Source organism: Maribacter ulvicola (assembly GCF_900155985.1).
In the GTDB taxonomy this organism is placed as follows: Bacteria; Bacteroidota; Bacteroidia; order Flavobacteriales; family Flavobacteriaceae; genus Maribacter; species Maribacter ulvicola.
The window spans coordinates 60,786-78,946 of the sequence record NZ_FTMA01000009.1; the positions used below are offsets into that span (position 1 = coordinate 60,786).

The following is an 18,161-nucleotide window of genomic DNA, read 5'->3' on the forward strand; positions in this document are numbered from 1 at the left end:
TATAAATTAACTAGTTAAAATACTGGTTTTTAGTTTATTAAGTGGTTTTTTGATAGAATGAATTTGTATTGTCAATTATAGTTAAAAATAGAAATTTTTATAAACTTTTATCTTTGGTTTAACGGTATTAAGAAATCAAGATAAGCATACGAGAATTATATTATGGAGTTGAACAAACATAGTAAGAATGTAACCCAAGATCCAACACAACCAGCAGCACAAGCAATGCTTTATGCAATTGGTTTAACTGAAGAAGATTTAAAGAAGCCATTAATTGGTATTGGTAGTACAGGTTATGAGGGGAACCCTTGTAATATGCACTTAAATGATTTAGCGCAAGAGGTCAAGGTTGGTGTCAACGGTACTGGCTTGGTTGGACTAGTATTTAATACGATCGGTGTAAGTGATGGTATATCTATGGGTACATATGGTATGCGTTATTCTTTGCCTTCAAGAGATATTATTGCAGATTCTATGGAAACTGTGGTGCAGGCAATGAATTATGACGGGTTGGTTACTGTCGTTGGTTGTGATAAGAATATGCCCGGTGCACTAATGGCAATGATCCGTTTAAACAGACCTTCTGTTTTGGTTTATGGTGGTACAATTGCTTCGGGTTGTTTTAAGGACAAGACATTAGATATTGTTTCAGCTTTTGAGGCATGGGGAGAAAAAGTTGCCGGTACCATGAATGAAGATGACTACAAAGGTGTCATTCAAAATGCATGTCCTGGGGCAGGTGCCTGTGGTGGTATGTATACGGCCAATACTATGGCCTCGGCTATTGAGGCGTTAGGTATGGCAATGCCCTATAACTCTTCTAACCCTGCTATTGGTAAGGACAAGCAGAACGATGCTATAAATTCAGGTAAAGCATTAAGAACACTTTTAGAGAAGGATATTAAACCTAGTGATATCATTACCCGTAAATCTATGGAAAATGCTATTCGCTTACTAACCCTTTTAGGGGGTTCTACAAATGCAGTGCTTCACTTCTTAGCAATTGCAAAAGCTGCCGATGTTGATTTTACATTAGATGATTTTCAAAAAATTAGTGATACTACTCCGTTCCTAGCGGATCTAAAACCAAGCGGAAAATTTTTAATGGAAGATGTGCACCGTGTTGGTGGCGTACCTGCGGTTATGAAGTTTATGCTTGATAACGGAATGTTACATGGCGATTGTCTTACGGTTACCGGTAAAACTATTGCTGAAAACTTAGAAGAGGTACCTGGTTTATTAGAGCATCAGCAGGTTATTAAGCCGTTGAACAATCCTATAAAACCAACGGGTCATTTACGTATTCTTTATGGTAATCTGGCAACAGAAGGTGCCGTTGCTAAAATTACAGGAAAAGAAGGACTGTATTTCTCTGGTCCCGCTAAAGTATATAATGATGAGTTTCTAGCCAATGCCGGTATTGGTAGAGGTGAAGTGAAAAAAGGCGATGTTGTAGTTATTCGTTATGAAGGTCCTAAAGGTGGACCCGGTATGCCAGAAATGTTGAAACCTACTGCAGCTATTATGGGTGCAGGTCTTGGTAAAGATGTTGCTTTGATTACTGATGGACGTTTCTCAGGGGGTACACATGGGTTTGTTGTAGGTCACGTTGCACCAGAAGCACAAGATGGTGGTACAATAGGTCTGTTGGAAGATGGGGATATTATTACTATTGATGCCGAAAAGAATGAAATATCAGTAGATCTTACCGACGAACAATTAGCGGAAAGAAAAAAGAACTGGAAACAACCGGAACTAAAAGTAAAAAGAGGAAGCTTATATAAATACGCCCGTATGGTATCTTCTGCATCCAAAGGTTGTGTTACCGATGAATTTTAAATAAAACCGACTAGATTTTAAACAATTCTAGGTGGAATAATATCAGGTTGTTGTATCGCTTATATGCAATACTTGATTTAGATTATTAATTATGGAAACAGTAAAAGAGAAGAAAAAAAGTACGGATTCCAAGAAAACTATAAAAGTTTCTGGAGCAGAGGCATTAATTCATTGTTTATTGGCCGAAGGGGTAGAAACAATGTATGGCTACCCTGGCGGTGCTATTATGCCCGTCTATGACGAATTATATAAGTTTCAAGATAAATTAACACATATACTTACCAGGCATGAACAGGGAGCAACACACGCAGCTCAGGGGTATGCTCGTGTTTCAGGTAAAGTGGGTGTAGCTATAGCAACTTCTGGTCCCGGTGCTACTAATTTAGTAACCGGACTTGCAGATGCGCAGATAGATTCTACGCCTATGGTATGTATCACTGGGCAGGTAACAAGACAATTATTAGGTACAGATGCTTTTCAAGAAACTGATATTATTGGTATTTCTACTCCTGTTACCAAATGGAATTACCAAATAACCGAAGCTTCTGAAATTCCGGAGGTAATGGCGAAAGCTTTTTATATTGCAAAATCTGGTAGACCAGGTCCGGTATTGGTAGATATTACCAAAAATGCACAAATAGAAGCCTTTGACTTCTCATATGAGAAATGTACAGCGGTAAGAAGCTATAAGCCGGTGTCAAAACCGGACACCAATGCTATACAGGCGGCAGCTGATTTAATCAATAGTGCTAAAAAACCTTTTATTGTTTGGGGACAGGGTGTTATACTTGGAAAGGCAGAGGAAGAATTGAAAGCATTAGTTGAAAAAGCCGGTATTCCTGCTGCTTGGACAATTATGGGTGCGTCTGCCCTGGATACTGCTCATCCTCTAAATGTTGGTATGGTGGGTATGCACGGTAATTACGGACCTAACCTTATGACCAATGAATGCGATTTGTTAATTGCCATTGGTATGCGTTTTGATGATCGTGTAACGGGTAGGTTAGAAGATTATGCAAAACAGGCAAAGGTTATTCATTTTGAAATTGATCCTGCCGAGATAAATAAGAACGTTCATGCAGATGTTGCTGTTTTAGGAAACTCAAAAGAAACTTTAGGCTTGGTGCTACCTTTGATTAATGAGAATAGCCACCAGGCTTGGCATAATGGTTTTAAAGAAAAATATAAAATTGAGTTCGATACTATTATAAAGAACGATATTCACCCAACTAAGGATGGCCTGACCATGGGTGAGGTTATTGAAGAAATCAATTTAGCTTCAAATAATAAGGCAGTTATTGTGTCTGACGTTGGTCAACATCAAATGATCGCTTGTAGGTATGCTAAATTCTCACAATCTAAAAGTAATATTACGTCTGGCGGATTAGGAACTATGGGCTTTGCTTTACCAGCAGCTATTGGTGCAAAAATGGGTGCTATGGATAGGGAAGTGGTAGCTATAATTGGTGATGGTGGTTATCAAATGACCATTCAGGAATTGGGTGTTATTTTTCAACATAAAGTTCCTGTAAAAATTGTGGTGTTGAACAATGAACACTTAGGTATGGTACGCCAATGGCAAGAGTTGTTCTTTGAGAGACGATATGCATCAACGGTAATGGTGAATCCTGATTTTGTGAAAATTGCTGAAGGATATAGTATTGAAGCAAAAAGAATTTCTGAACGTAAAGATTTAAAAGCTACCATTCAGGAAATGATGGCTTCTAAAGAACCTTATTTCTTGGAAGTAAAGGTAGAGCAAGAAGATAACGTTTTTCCAATGATACCTTCTGGAGCTTCGGTTTCTGAAGTTAGATTGAAATAATAGCAATAATAACCTCATGAACGATACGAACATACAGGACATTCCTAAAATACATACGGAGATAGCCCGTAAATCTGAGGAAATAGGATTTACGATGCCGTCAGACCTGTACGTTGGTAGTTTTCTCAAAACATTGATCGCTTCAAAACCAAACGGAAGGTTTTTAGAAATAGGAACTGGTATTGGTCTTAGCCTTTCTTGGATGATAGAAGGCATGGATGCTAATTCTACATTGCTATCCGTAGATAATGATGAAGAACTCATTTCTATCGCTACCAGTTATTTTGGTAATGATGATAGGATAGAGGTGATTTGTAAGGATGGTACGGAATGGATCAAGGAATATTCTGGAACAAAGTTCGATTTAATTTTTGCCGATGCCTGGCCAGGAAAATACAGTGAGATCGATGAGGTTTTAGAATTGTTAAAAGTTGGCGGCTTTTACATAATAGATGATATGACAAAACAGCCCAATTGGCCAGAAGGTCATGAGGACAATGTAATAGCTCTTACAGCATATTTGGATCAACGTGAAGATTTACAATTGACCAAAATGAATTGGTCAACCGGTTTAATAATGGCCGTAAAAAAATAGTATAGATTAATTATAATGACACCATAAAGTCCTTTTGTTAAAGGAATAGGTAATTAAAGCTTATGGAAAATAAATGGTTTACAATATCGGTTTATTCAGAGAATAACGTAGGGTTACTGAATAGAATATCAGGTATATTTTTAAAGAGACATATAAATATAGAGAGTCTTAATGTCTCTAAATCAGAGATTGAAGATGTTTCTAAATTTACGATTGTAGCACATACAACAGAGAAATGGGTACATAATATCGTTGGGCAGATCGAGAAACAAATTGAAGTAATTAAAGCATATTACCATACTGATGATGAAACTATTTATCAAGAATCTGCTTTGTTCAAAATAGCATCGGGACTGCTGTTTGACGAGCGTCAAATACAGAACATCATTAAAGATAACAATGCACAGATCGTCACCGTATCAAGAGATTTTTTTGTCATCGCCAAAAGCGGTAGAAGAAATGAAATTGATGAAATGCACGATCAACTAAAACCGTACGGCATTATGCAGTTTGTACGTTCTGGCCGTATATCGGTTACTAAAGATGAAATGAAAATTTCAGCGATACTAAAAGAATTTTAAATAAAGAGTCTAAACAATAATCAAATAAAGTAAATACAAAATGGCCAATTATTTTAATACGCTATCATTAAGAGATAAATTAACGCAACTTGGAAAATGTCGCTTCATGGATTCGTCTGAGTTTGCAGATGGTGTAAATGCTTTAAAAGGCAAAAAAATTGTAATCGTAGGTTGTGGTGCACAAGGGTTGAACCAAGGTTTAAACATGAGAGATTCTGGATTGGATATCTCATACACACTGCGTGATGCTGCTATAAAAGAAAAAAGACAATCTTTTGTAAATGCATCTGAAAACGGATTTACAGTAGGTACCTACCAAGAATTAATTCCTACTGCCGATATTGTAATTAACCTTACCCCAGACAAGCAACATACTGCTGTAGTTAGTGCGGTTATGCCATTAATGAAAAAAGGTGCTACACTTTCGTATTCTCACGGTTTTAATATCGTTGAAGAAGGTATGCAGATTCGTGAAGATATTACCGTAATTATGGTTGCTCCAAAATGTCCGGGATCAGAAGTACGTGAAGAATATAAAAGAGGTTTTGGTGTACCAACATTAATTGCGGTTCACCCAGATAACGATCCTCAAGGTAAAGGATTAGAGCAGGCCAAAGCTTATGCTGTTGGTACCGGTGGTGATAGAGCAGGTGTATTAATGTCTTCTTTTGTTGCTGAGGTAAAATCAGATTTAATGGGTGAGCAAACTATTCTTTGTGGTTTGTTACAAACAGGTTCTATTCTTTGTTTCGATAAAATGATCGAAAAAGGAATTGATGCCGGATACGCTTCTAAATTAATTCAATACGGGTGGGAAACCATCACTGAAGGAATGAAATATGGTGGTATTACGCACATGATGGATCGTCTTTCAAATCCTGCTAAAGTAAAGGCATTTGAGTTATCGGAAGAATTAAAAGATATTATGCGTCCGTTGTTCCAAAAGCATATGGATGATATTATGACCGGTCATTTCTCAAAAACCATGATGGAAGATTGGGCAAATGATGATAAGAATTTATTGACTTGGAGAGCTGCCACAGGTGAAACTGCTTTTGAAAAAACGCCTGCTGGTAATCAAGAGATTACGGAACAGGAATTTTATGACAACGGTGTTTTAATGGTTGCTATGGTAAGAGCTGGTGTTGAATTGGCTTTTGAGGCCATGACAGAATCTGGTATTATCGCTGAGTCTGCATACTACGAGTCTTTACACGAAACTCCGTTAATTGCAAACACTATTGCACGTAAGAAATTGTTTGAAATGAACCGTGTAATTTCTGATACTGCTGAATATGGTTGTTATCTTTTTGATCATGCATGTAAGCCTTTATTAACTGATTTCATGAAGGGTATAGATACAGACGTTATTGGTACAAACTTCTCTGGAGATATTGATAATGATGTTGACAATGCACAGTTAATCGCTATTAACAAAGCATTGCGTACGCATCCGGTAGAAATTGTTGGTACACGTTTACGTGAATCAATGACAGCTATGAAGCCTATCGTATAGATTTATAATCTTTTATAGATATACCGATTGTCCGGTTAAGTGCACCCATAGAATTGCAATCCATTGTGGAATAACAGTTTTAAAGAGTTGCCCTTAAGCGGACAATTTAGGTTTTATACTAGTTTTAAAAAACAATAGCAGAATACAAAACATATGAAAGGGATAAAGCCGGCATATTTTCCAAAATTAGATGATGTTTTAAAAGCTGCACAGACCATTTCTGAAATTTCAGAGGTAACTCCGTTAACAGAAAGTATTCGTTTGTCTAAGCAGTATAATTGTCAAGTTCGTTTAAAGCGTGAAGATTTACAACGCGTACGTTCTTATAAAATTAGAGGAGCTTTTAACAAAATAAGCTCTTTAACCGATGAGGAACGGGAGAAAGGTGTTATTTGTGCCAGTGCCGGTAATCATGCACAAGGTGTTGCTTTTGCATGCTTTCACTTAAAAATTAGGGGTACTATCTATATGCCATCGGTGACGCCAAAGCAAAAGGTAGAGCAAACAAAATTGTTTGGTGGTGAATGGGTAGAAATTGTGTTGGAAGGCGATACTTTCGACGATGCTTCTTTAGCCGCTAAAACTTTCGGAGATCAAACAGGTAAAATCTTTGTACATCCATTTGATGATCCTAAAATAATTGAAGGTCAAGCTACCGTAGGTCTAGAGTTAATAGAACAGGCAAAAAAGTCTATAGATTATCTTTTTGTGTGTATTGGTGGTGGTGGTCTAGCATCTGGACTCATTAGTGTTTTTAGTCAGCTTTCGCCTACTACCAAGATTATAGGAGTAGAGCCAAAAGGTGCTCCTTCCATGAAAACGGCTATTGAATCTGGGGAAGTAGTTGCGCTTGATCATATTGATAAATTTATTGATGGTGCAGCGGTCAAAAAAGTAGGTAGCTTAACCTATGCCATCTGTAATTATTATTTAGATAATATGATTACGGTCGACGAAGGCAAAGCGTGCCAAACTATTCTAGATCTTTACAATAGAGATGCTATTGTGGTGGAGCCTGCAGGTGCTCTATCCATTGCTGCTTTAGATGATTATAAAGAGGAAATTGAGGGTAAAAATGTAGTATGTATTATTGGCGGAAGTAATAATGACATTACTAGAACGGCAGAGATAAAGGAAAGAGCGTTGCTATATGGAAAACTTAAGCATTACTTTATCATTCGATTCCCTCAAAGACCGGGAGCTCTAAAAGAATTTGTGGTTGATATTTTGGGACCTACGGATGACATTACCCATTTTGAATATTCTAAGAAATCCAGCAGGGAAAATGCACCTGCAGTAGTAGGTATTGAGCTGAAACATCCAGAAGATTTAAAGCCCTTGATCGAACGTATGAAAACTAACAATTTTTATGGCGATTATATAAATGACAAACCAGATTTGTTTGAATATTTGGTTTAACCTACTTTTAATATATCAGATTCAATTTCTAGTTAATTTTTAGAAATCAATCCTAAGTACAATTATCAATCATAGTGTAAAATAAAAAAGTAATGAGTGATATTAAAATTCCAGAAGAATTTCAGATTACCGCAACTATAGATCAAAAACAATATCTGGTCAACGGAGAACTAAAAGAGTGGAAAGGGAAAACTACCCAAGTATTCTCCACCATTTCTTCAACAGAAGAATACAAACCAACATTATTAGGTAGTATTCCAGATTTGCAGGAGGCAGAAGCATTAGATGCCTTAGATGGTGCATTAAAAGCATATGATAAGGGGCAAGGAGTGTGGCCTACAATGCACGTTAAGGACCGTATTGAATGTATGGAGGTCTTTGTTTCAAAAATGAAGACCAAAAGAGAAGAAGTAGTTAAATTGTTGATGTGGGAAATTGGTAAATCCTTACCAGATTCACAAAAAGAATTTGACCGTACGGTTGAATATATTGAAGATACTATTGAAGATTATAAACAGTTGGATCGTGATGCCGCAAAATTTCAAAAAAATGCCGGTGTATACGCTCATATTAAAAGAGGACCATTAGGTGTTGTTTTGTGCTTGGGTCCTTACAACTATCCGTTGAACGAGACTTTTGCATTGCTTATTCCTGCCATTATTATGGGGAATACCACCATCTTTAAACCGGCAAAACATGGTGTTTTATTGATTACGCCACTTTTAGAGGCTTTTCAAACGAGTTTCCCTAAGGGTGTGGTAAATGTGTTATTTGGTCGTGGTAGAACGGTTGCCGCACCAATTATGCAAACAGGTAAAGTGGATGTACTGGCTTTAATAGGTAATAGTAAATCTGCTAATGCGCTACAAGAACAACATCCAAAGAGTAATAGATTGCGTTTGGTATTGGGTCTAGAAGCTAAAAATCCAGCTATTATTTTGCCTGATGCCGATTTAGATTTAACCATAAACGAATGCTTGGCAGGTACCTTGTCCTTCAACGGTCAACGTTGTACTGCATTAAAAGTGGTGTATGTTCATGAAGAAATTAGTGCTGAGTTCAATAAGAATTTTGCGAATAAAGTAGATGAATTAAAATTTGGAAATCCGTGGGAAGACGGAGTAAAATTAACACCGTTACCTGAACCTGACAAAGCTGCCTATATTCAAGGTTTAATTGATGATGCGCTTTCAAAAGGTGCAAAAATCATCAACAAAAAAGGAGGTAAGCATTTTGATAATTACATATGGCCTGCAGTTTTGTACCCTGTAACTAAAGACATGCGCGTGTATCAAGAAGAGCAGTTCGGTCCAATAATCCCAATTGTGCCTTTTGCTGATATTGAGGAGCCTTTAGATGATATGGCAGAAAGTAACTATGGCCAACAAGTAAGTTTGTTCGGTAAGGATGTATATGCACTTTCTCCATTAATAGATACTTTGGTGAATTTGGTTTGTCGTGTTAATCTAAACAGTTCTTGCCAGAGAGGACCAGATGTGTATCCGTTTACCGGAAGAAAAGATTCTGCACAAGCAACTTTAAGTGTTCATGATGCGTTGCGTTCGTTTTCAATTAGAACATTTGTAGCCTTCAAGGACAATGAATTGAATACTGAAATCATTGAGAATTTATTAGAAGCTAAACTTTCTAATTTTGTGAGTACAGATTATATATTATAATAGTCTATCATTTAAACTATAAAAAACCTCTCCTATTTATTAGGGGAGGTTTCTTTTTTGCAGTTGGCGCTAATTTCCTGAGCTCTTTCTAAACCTGAGTACGGATAGAAAGGTATGGTTTGTTCTTCTGCTTTAAACAAAACAATTGCGCGGTCTATATCTTCGCAATAGGGAGCTGTAGATTTACCAAAGAATTTTGCGGTGCCCATATCCCATTCGGTTTTGTTCAATAAAACTCTAGGGTTATTCGGGGCGATCGCTAACGCTTTTTTATAGATGGCTACGTTTTCTCCAGAAAGTGTCATACCATATTTTGCGCCATCGAAAGCTATATAAGCTGTATTCAAAAGTGCGTAAGTAATTATTATTTCAGGATTGTTTTCTGAAATTGTAGATGCTTTGTCTAGAAAACCTTTTGCTCTGGTTAGTTTGGTAGTTAATAGTGCTTCATCTTTTAATCCAAAACTGCTTACTATTTCAATTAGTCCTGCATAATAGGGCGGTAACCAATTGTTGGTTTCTACAGAAGCTATTCTTTCAAATAGTTGTACGGCTTCTGTATTCTTTTGTTGCTCCCATAAGGCAAATGCCTCATTCATCCCTTTTTCATAAGGTGTTTGCGCAGTTAAGCTAAGTGTAAAAATGAAGGTGGCAATTAATAGTAGTGATTTCATGATGTATAGTTTTTTGATGTTATTTATTGTTATTCAAATATCTTTCTATTCCATTGTTTTTTATAAAATAGATGACCGAGTTGTAGGTTTTTTGTATTGAATTGTAATTTCTATAGGTTATCTAATTGATTGTCATTTTTGTTATCGCTGATCGTCCAAAAGAAACCAATAAAAAAGAAGCGGTCTGCTGCAGGTGTAATTGTTCTTCTATTAAACATTCCATCTGTATTGGCTTGGTTGGCGTATTGATATCCGTTTACATTTTTAGTTCCTAATACGTTACTTACGGATAGATATACTATTTTCTGCGGACTGATTAAATATGCATAGTTTGCATTTAACGAATTGAAGTTTTTTGCCTCTTCCGTTAAGAATCCTCCTTTGTTAGGGTTGGTATAGCTGCGACCAGATGCATAATTATAACTCAAACCTACTTGACTTTTCCAATTTTCTACCCAACGCTTTACAACTAATGATGCATTGTGTTTTGATGCAAAATCTGGGGTGGCATTTGTTGGATAGTTTTGATAATCTCTTTCAGTATCTAAATAGGAGTAAGACATCCAATATTCCGTGTTTTTAATGGTGTTATTATCTCTCCAGAATATATCCAAACCTTTGGCATATCCTTTTCCGTTACTGGTATAGGTAGAAGTACGTAGTGCGAACGGAGTATCATACTTCACTAAATTTCCATAATCTTTATAATACGCTTCGGCCCTAAATATCTGTTTATTTTTTACATATTGATAGTTGGCAATATAATGGCTAGTATTCTCGGCAGTGAAATCAGAATTATATTTTAAATAATCGTTCTTCGGATTTTGAAAAAACTCCCCGTATGCCAATGAAAATTGAGAGTTTGCCCCCGCTTTGTATGCTAATGATAATCTTGGTGAAATAGTAAACTCTTGTAATAGTTCAGCGTATTCTCCTCTAATTCCAATCTTAGTGGCGAATTTTTTGGAGAAGAAAATATCTGTTTCTACGAAACTGCTGAAAATATTATTATCGAATTCAAAATCATTTTCAAAGCTAACATCTTGGTAGTCTTCTGTAAAATTGGTTATGAAATATTCTGCACCAAAGTTGAGTTTGTAGCGACTAGAGAAGAACTTCTTAAAAGCGATTTTTAGATGTGCTGAGTTTTCAACATCTGTAATGTCAGAATCATTAAATTTCATTTCAGAACGGTCATTGGCAAAACTTACCCCTGTTGCTATGCTCCAGTCCTTTTCTAAGAAATCATGGTAAGAGGAGTTGATGTATAGATTTCTATTTTTTAATCCAAAACGAATGCCATCTGCTTCATTAATATCTTCCTGCGTCAAGTCAAAATTTACGGAACTGTAGGCACCATAAACCTTAAGTAATCCGTCGTTATTGAACTTATATCTATAGACGGCTTCACCTGCTACAGATTCTATGGGCTTGTGCCATTCGTTATTATCTGGATACAGTTTTTGATATGGTGCTAGATTAATATAAGATGTATTTAAACTTAAAGAACTTTTTTTCCATTTTTGGGTATTCCCTAATCCAAATCCAACGGTCATAATAGAAATTTCCGTTTTCTCTTCCTGTGGTTCACTTATACTATTTAAAAGTAAAACGCTTGATAGTGCCTGCCCGTATTCTGCTGAATAGCCACCTGTGGAAAATGTTATGCCTTTGAATAGAAATGGAGATAATCTTCCTCTTGAAGGAATATTGTTGGCAGAAGGGGAGTAGGGGGTAAATACACGCATACCATCAACAAAAATCTGAGTTTCTTCGGCATCACCACCTCTAACAAATAGCCTTCCGTCTTCGGCAACATTAGAGGTTCCAGGTAATGTTTGTAACGCTCCTACGAAATCTCCAAGTGCTCCTGCAGTAGTTACAATATCTAGCGGTTTTAATGCTGTCACCTTAGCATTGTCACCAGCTTTGAACGTACCTGCATTTACAGTAACGGCATCTAAGGTATTTACATCATCTTTTAGTTTGATGGTGATATTTTTGAAATTGGTAATATCGTCTGATTTTGAATAGGTTTCAAATGAAATGAAAGATGCTATTAATGTTTGTACAGCAGTTGTAGTTGTTTCAAAGGTGAATGTACCCTCTTCATTTGTAGCAGTTCCATTATAAGTGCCTTTTAAATAGACGTTTGCACCCATAATTGGTGTTCCCTGTTGGTCAATAACCTTACCGGAAATTGTTGATTGAGAAAGAAGATTAATATGTAAAAATGTGAGTAATAAAATAAATAACGTCTTCATTGTTGATTATAATTTGATTGATACCGCAAATATGAATCGTAATAGAAGATTTAAGTAAAATGTTTTTCTCAGTTGTCGAGTTTTTAAACTGAATTGTAATATTAACTTGTTAAGTTATTTAACAGAGTTAATTTATCACAGAAATGTGGTAATTAATGAGCGTTGTTAACGACATATGCGTTCTAACTTTGCCGTTTTAATTATGTGGGTTATATAAAAGGCTATAGAGAGAAATAAAACTTAAAGTATGGAGAACTTAAAATCAAATAAGAAAGCATTATTTGCTTTAGCCATCGGTGGTTTTGGAATAGGACTTACCGAGTTTGTTATCATGGGAATTTTGACTGAAGTTTCTGGAGCATTAGAGATAACCATTCCCCAGGCTGGTCACTTTATTGCGGCCTATGCTTTAGGAGTTGTAGTGGGAGCACCGTTGTTAACGGGTTTTGGTTCAAAACTTAGTCCCAAGAAAATGTTATTTCTTTTAATGATATGGTTTACGGTATTTAATACCTTATCTGGACTTGCCTCCGGATATAACAGTTTATTGTTTATGAGATTTTTATCAGGTATTCCTCACGGTGCATTTTTCGGTATAGGTGCTGTAGTGGCTACCAAACTAGCTAAAAAGGGAAAAGCGGCCCAAGCAATTTCAATTATGTTTTCTGGTCTTACGGTTGCCAATGTAATTGGAGTACCCATTGGTACCTATTTAGGACAACAGTTTAGCTGGAGCGTTTCGTTTTACCTTGTTGGCTTTGTTGGCCTGTTGGCTTTGGGAAGCATTTATTTATGGATGCCAAAAATTGAAGTAGAAGAACCGGAACAGCGGGTTAGTGTTGTGCAAGGGTTGAAGAATACAGAGCTTTGGGCTTTAATAGCATTGACTACCATCGGTACCGGCGGATTCTTTGCTTGGTACAGTTATGTTGCCCCGTTAATTACAGATGTTGCCGGGTTGCCAAACCATTTTGTTGGTTATGCTATGATGTTAGCAGGTCTTGGTATGGTAGTAGGTAATTTTTTAGGTGCAAAGATGGCAGAGCTGTTTTCCCCTTTAAAAGCGGTGATTATTAGTTTGTCCGTTATGTGCGGTATTTTACTGCTTAATATGGTAATTGCAACTAATCCGTATTTATTAATGGTATTGACTTTTGTTATTGGTGTAATATCCTTCACCGTAGCAACTCCAATTCAGATGGCAATAATTAATACCTCTAAAGGTTCTGAAATGTTAGGCTCTTCAATGAACCAAAGTGCCTTTAACATGGGTAATGCTTCTGGTGCATATTTAGCAGGTTTGCCTATTGCGTTTGGTTATGGTATTGTTTATTCTAGTTTGGTAGGTGCTATACTTGCTTTTTCTGGTGTAATCATTGCAGTTGCTATTTTAATAGTTAGAAAGAGAAAGGAAATCAAATATAAAAAAATGGCGATGAGCTGTTAGTCCTTATAAGCTATACAATGTCAAAAAGGAACTTGCGTGTCAAGTTCCTTTTTTTTGTATTAAATATTTAGGAGTCCCTAATATACTGATGTTGTTTTGTGCTAGTAATCAGCTTGTTTGGATGTTAAAATTTTTAAATTGTGCAGTTCATCGATAATTTTATCTGTTTTATCACGTTGTAACCAAAACTAAACCTACAATGTTGTGTTACGTGCCAAATTTTTCTTTGGAGCCATAATAATGGTTCTGTTACTATTTGTTCTTACGGCTTCTTCATTTAAGCCAGAACATTCAAAAGCAATGATTTCAAATTCCAATCCGATAAAAAATTTAGCGGAAAAAAAGGAAATCAAACTGTATAATACTCGTCAAAAAGCATTGAATGATGCCTTGACAAATTATTTCAATAAGGCAATATCTTCTGGTGATATTGTTGGCGCAGGAGTAAGTATTGTGAGCGGTGATTCTATTATTCTTTCTGATGGATATGGTAAAAGAAGTTATAAGGGAAGTAAATCTGTTGACGGAAAAACCTTATTTAGATTGGGGTCTATATCAAAAGGATTTACAGGCATATTAGCAGCCAACTTAGAGAGTGAAGGCAAATTACATCTAAATGATAAGGTGGTGGATTATTTACCAAATTTTCATTTTGGAAATCAACAGAATACACAGAAAATTGAGGTAGCGCATTTACTTTCGCACACAACCGGTACGCCGTATCATAGTTATACGGATTTAGTGGAGGCGGGACTTTCTATATCTACTATAAGCGAAAAATTTAATGCTGTGCATCCAATAGCTGCACCTGGTGCTCAATATAGCTATCAGAATGCAATGTTTTCTGTATCACAAGAAGTGATGCTAAAAGCAACCGGAAAAGATATTCAGACCTTATTGACAGATAGATTCTTTAAGCCTTTAGGTATGAATGCTGTTTCTATGGATCATGAAACGCTTATAAATACAAAAAATATTGCCTTACCACATGTTAGAAAAGGGCATAGTTGGCGAACTGATTTACCAAGAGATAATTATTATAATGCCATTGCGGCTGGTGGAATTAATGCCAATTCTGAAGATATGGCAAAGTGGATGCGTTTTTTGTTAGGTCATAATCCTGAGGTGATGTCCAAAGATGATATGGCTCAGGTATTTAAACCTTTTGTTGCATTAAAAGGTCATCGCAAGTACTATCAAAAATGGCCGGGTCACGTAAGTTCTAGTTACGGATTTGGGTGGCGAATACATACCGTTAAAGAGAATGATAATGCAGCTGAAGAAACGATTTGGCATCATGGTGGTAGTGTGAACAACTACAGAAATGAAATTGCTCTTTTTCCGGATGCTGATATAGGAATTTGTGTGTTGATCAACGGACCGTCTAAATTGGTGAAAACCGTAATACCAGATTTGCGTGCCATTGTAAAAAGTATTTATGAGCAAGAAATTGCAATAGCTACGAGTATATAAGATTACTGTAATTATTAGATATAAAAAATCCCTTTAATCATTGATTAAAGGGATTCTCATTTTTAAGTAACGTTCTTAAATGTTGCTAGCTAACCAATCACCAACTTCACTTGTTTTGTAACTTTTACCACCTTCGGCAAGGTCTTCCGTAACATACCCTTCTGCCAGAGATTTATTTACCACTCTTCTGATTTCTTCAGCTTCTTTTGTCATATTCATATCTTCAAAAAGCATAGCGGCAGAAAGAACGGTTGCTAACGGATTGGCAATGTCTTTACCCGCTGCTTGTGGATAAGAGCCATGGATAGGTTCATATAAAGATACTTTGCTACCTACAGAAGAAGAAGGCATAAGTCCCATAGAACCTGCAATTACAGAAGCTTCATCCGTTAAAATATCTCCGAAAAGGTTTGCTGTTATGATTACGTCATATCCTTTTGGCCATTGAATTAATCGCATCGCAACTGCATCAATAAACTCATAAGAAACTTCAACCTCTGGATAATCTTTTTCCATAGCCTGTACGGTCTCTCTCCAAAGTCTAGAGGATTCCAATACGTTGGCTTTATCAACACAACATAATTTTTTAGAACGCTTCATAGCAAACTCAAAGCCTTTTTTAGCTAATCTTTCTATTTCAAAACGTTGGTAGGTCATGGTGTCAAATGCGGTGTTGCCATCATCTTTTCTTCCACGCTCACCAAAATATACACCGCCAGTTAATTCACGAAGAATTATTAAGTCGGTACCCTCAATACGGTCTTTTTTTAGTGGTGACTTTTCTATTAATGAAGGAAAGGTGAAGGTTGGTCTAACGTTGGCAAATAACCCTAATTTTTGTCTCATCTTCAACAACCCTTGCTCTGGGCGAACTTTTGCAGAAGGGTCATTATCAAAACGTGGGTGACCTATAGCGCCAAAAAGAACTGCATCGGCATTTGCACAAATTTCATGGGTTTCATCTGGGTAAGGCTCACCAACGGCATCAATTGCTGCAGCACCAGTTAAAGCTGGTTTCCAAGTAATATGATGTTCGTACTTTTTAGCAATTGCATCACATACTTTTACTGCTTGATCAATAACTTCAGGACCGATACCATCACCGGCCAATAAGGCAATATTTAATTTCATTTGATGTGTTTGTATGTTGCTCGTATTTCGTCATTGCGAGGTACGAAGCAATCTGTTTAATTTATTCTCAATTTTAACTCGTATGTCAAATTTTGACTAACTTTTTAATGTTCTTTAAGTCCTAAAATACTTTTGCGCTCAGCGTCAAGTGCATAGCGTTATATTATATTCAACATCTTCTCTGTCGCTTTAATGGCACTAACCGTTTGGTCAGAATCTAAACCTCTTGATGTAAATTCCTTTCCATCCAATTCCCAAGTGATTACGGTTTCACATAAGGCGTCAGAGGTACTGCCTGGTGGTATTCTTACGGCGTAATCCGTTAATTTTGGTAACGCTATTTTCTTGGCTATATATACTTTTTTTAACGCATTCATAAAGGCATCATACTGCCCGTCTCCTTGTGCATGTGCCTCGATCACTTTACCATCTATTTCAACAGATAGGGTAGTGGAAGGCATTAAGCCCATGGCATGAGTTAATACATATGATTTTATAAAAACTTTCTGCTTATAATCTGCGGTATCCAAAACATCAGAAATAATAAAAGGAAGGTCATCTTTGGTAACGCGTTCTTTTTTATCTCCTAATTCAATAATACGTGCAGTAACTTTTTTTAGTTCCTCGTTATTCAAGGTTAAACCAAGTTCCAGTAAGTTTTTCTGAATGTTGGCTTTCCCTGACATTTTACCCAAAGCGTATTTACGTTTTCTTCCAAAACGCTCTGGCATAAGATCACTAAAATATAGATTATTTTTACTATCACCATCGGCATGAATACCGGCAGTTTGGGTAAATACATTATCACCAACAATGGGTTTATTGGCGGGTATGGTAAACCCTGTAAAGGCAGAAACCAACTTGCTTACTTTATATAGAGAGGTTTCGTTTACATTAATTTCAATTTCTGGTAAAAAATCATTGATAACGGCTACGGCACTTGCCATAGGTGCGTTACCTGCTCTTTCTCCCATGCCGTTTACGGTAAGGTGTAAGCCATGACATCCGGCTTTAACGGCCTCCATGATATTGGCAACTCCTAAATCGTAATCATTGTGTCCATGAAAATCGAAATGTAAATTTGGATACTTTTGTACTATTTCAGACAAATATGCATATGTTTCGCTATGCGTTAAAATGCCTAATGTATCTGGGAGTAATATTCTTTTTACATGCTGGGTAGATAAAAAATCTAGAAACTGAAATACATATTCTTTGGAATTTCGCATTCCATTACTCCAATCCTCCAAATAGATATTATTGATAATTCCTCTTTCGGTGGCTTGTTTAAAAGTTTCAGCAATTTCAGAAAAGTGCTGTTCGGGAGTTTTCTTTAGCTGGTACTTTAAGTGGTTCATAGAACCCTTGGTCAGTAAGTTCTGAGAAATGGCACCAGATTTCTGCATCCAATCTAAAGAAATACCGCCATCAACAAAAGTTAGTACTTCTACACGTTCTAAATACCCTTTTTCAGCAGCCCATTCGGTAATTTTCTGAACGGCATCTAGCTCTCCATCAGATACGCGGGCAGATGCAATTTCAATTCGGTCTACTTTTAGTTCTTCCAAAAGTAATTTTGCCAAGGTCAGTTTTTCCGATGCAGAAAAAGATACGCCCGAAGTTTGTTCACCATCCCTAAGGGTGGTATCCATTATTTCTAACTTTCTTTTTTTCATGTGTTCTAAATGCCATTTCTCAGTCAAAGAAATGGCATTGGG

At 36.6% G+C, this 18,161-nt stretch carries 13 protein-coding genes; 9 read left to right on the plus strand and 4 right to left on the minus strand.

The window, feature by feature from the left end:
• Positions 1-162 precede the first annotated feature (162 nt).
• The 7 genes from ilvD (at position 163) to BW936_RS17300 (ending at position 9,454) form a co-directional block, all read left to right on the plus strand.
• A complete protein-coding gene (gene ilvD / locus BW936_RS17270; RefSeq protein ID WP_076550690.1) occupies positions 163-1,839 on the plus strand; it encodes a dihydroxy-acid dehydratase in 1,677 nt (558 codons plus the stop codon).
• Between the two features lie 91 nt (positions 1,840-1,930).
• Positions 1,931-3,664: a biosynthetic-type acetolactate synthase large subunit gene (gene ilvB, locus BW936_RS17275; protein WP_076550692.1), complete on the plus strand. Its 1,734-nt coding sequence runs from the start codon at positions 1,931-1,933 to the stop codon at positions 3,662-3,664.
• 16 nt (positions 3,665-3,680) lie between these two features.
• Entirely contained in the window at positions 3,681-4,259 is a 579-nt protein-coding gene (locus BW936_RS17280) for an O-methyltransferase (RefSeq protein ID WP_076550694.1), read from the plus strand.
• A gap of 62 nt (positions 4,260-4,321) precedes the next feature.
• Complete coding sequence (gene ilvN / locus BW936_RS17285) at positions 4,322-4,840, plus strand: acetolactate synthase small subunit (protein WP_076550696.1); 519 nt, start codon at positions 4,322-4,324, stop codon at positions 4,838-4,840.
• Between the two features lie 40 nt (positions 4,841-4,880).
• Entirely contained in the window at positions 4,881-6,356 is a 1,476-nt protein-coding gene (gene ilvC, locus BW936_RS17290; protein ID WP_076550698.1) for a ketol-acid reductoisomerase, read from the plus strand.
• Positions 6,357-6,509: 153 nt separating this feature from the next.
• Positions 6,510-7,775, plus strand: a complete 1,266-nt coding sequence (gene ilvA / locus BW936_RS17295; protein WP_076550700.1) for a threonine ammonia-lyase — start codon at positions 6,510-6,512, stop codon at positions 7,773-7,775.
• Positions 7,776-7,867: 92 nt separating this feature from the next.
• Complete coding sequence (locus BW936_RS17300; RefSeq protein WP_076550702.1) at positions 7,868-9,454, plus strand: NADP-dependent glyceraldehyde-3-phosphate dehydrogenase; 1,587 nt, start codon at positions 7,868-7,870, stop codon at positions 9,452-9,454.
• Between the two features lie 32 nt (positions 9,455-9,486).
• Here the strand turns inward: BW936_RS17300 and BW936_RS17305 are convergent, their stop codons facing one another.
• On the minus strand, positions 9,487-10,128 hold the full coding sequence (locus BW936_RS17305) for a tetratricopeptide repeat protein (protein WP_076550704.1): 642 nt from the start codon (positions 10,126-10,128) through the stop codon (positions 9,487-9,489).
• Positions 10,129-10,238: 110 nt separating this feature from the next.
• Positions 10,239-12,392, minus strand: coding sequence for a TonB-dependent receptor (locus BW936_RS17310; RefSeq protein ID WP_076550706.1), 2,154 nt, complete (start codon positions 12,390-12,392; stop codon positions 10,239-10,241).
• A gap of 247 nt (positions 12,393-12,639) precedes the next feature.
• Between BW936_RS17310 and BW936_RS17315 the strand changes: the two genes are divergently transcribed.
• Together BW936_RS17315 and BW936_RS17320 are read left to right on the plus strand one after the other, a co-directional pair.
• The gene (locus BW936_RS17315) at positions 12,640-13,839 is read left to right on the plus strand and encodes an MFS transporter (protein WP_076550708.1); all 1,200 of its coding nucleotides are present in this window, start codon (positions 12,640-12,642) and stop codon (positions 13,837-13,839) included.
• Positions 13,840-14,043: 204 nt separating this feature from the next.
• Positions 14,044-15,312 carry a serine hydrolase domain-containing protein gene (locus BW936_RS17320; protein WP_244156257.1) on the plus strand — a complete coding sequence of 423 codons (1,269 nt, stop codon included), beginning with the start codon at positions 14,044-14,046 and terminating at the stop codon, positions 15,310-15,312.
• A gap of 75 nt (positions 15,313-15,387) precedes the next feature.
• Here the strand turns inward: BW936_RS17320 and leuB are convergent, their stop codons facing one another.
• Together leuB and BW936_RS17330 are read right to left on the minus strand one after the other, a co-directional pair.
• Positions 15,388-16,443, minus strand: coding sequence for a 3-isopropylmalate dehydrogenase (gene leuB, locus BW936_RS17325; RefSeq protein ID WP_076550712.1), 1,056 nt, complete (start codon positions 16,441-16,443; stop codon positions 15,388-15,390).
• 158 nt (positions 16,444-16,601) lie between these two features.
• Entirely contained in the window at positions 16,602-18,119 is a 1,518-nt protein-coding gene (locus BW936_RS17330; RefSeq protein ID WP_076550714.1) for an alpha-isopropylmalate synthase regulatory domain-containing protein, read from the minus strand.
• Between the last annotated feature and the right edge of the window lie 42 nt (positions 18,120-18,161).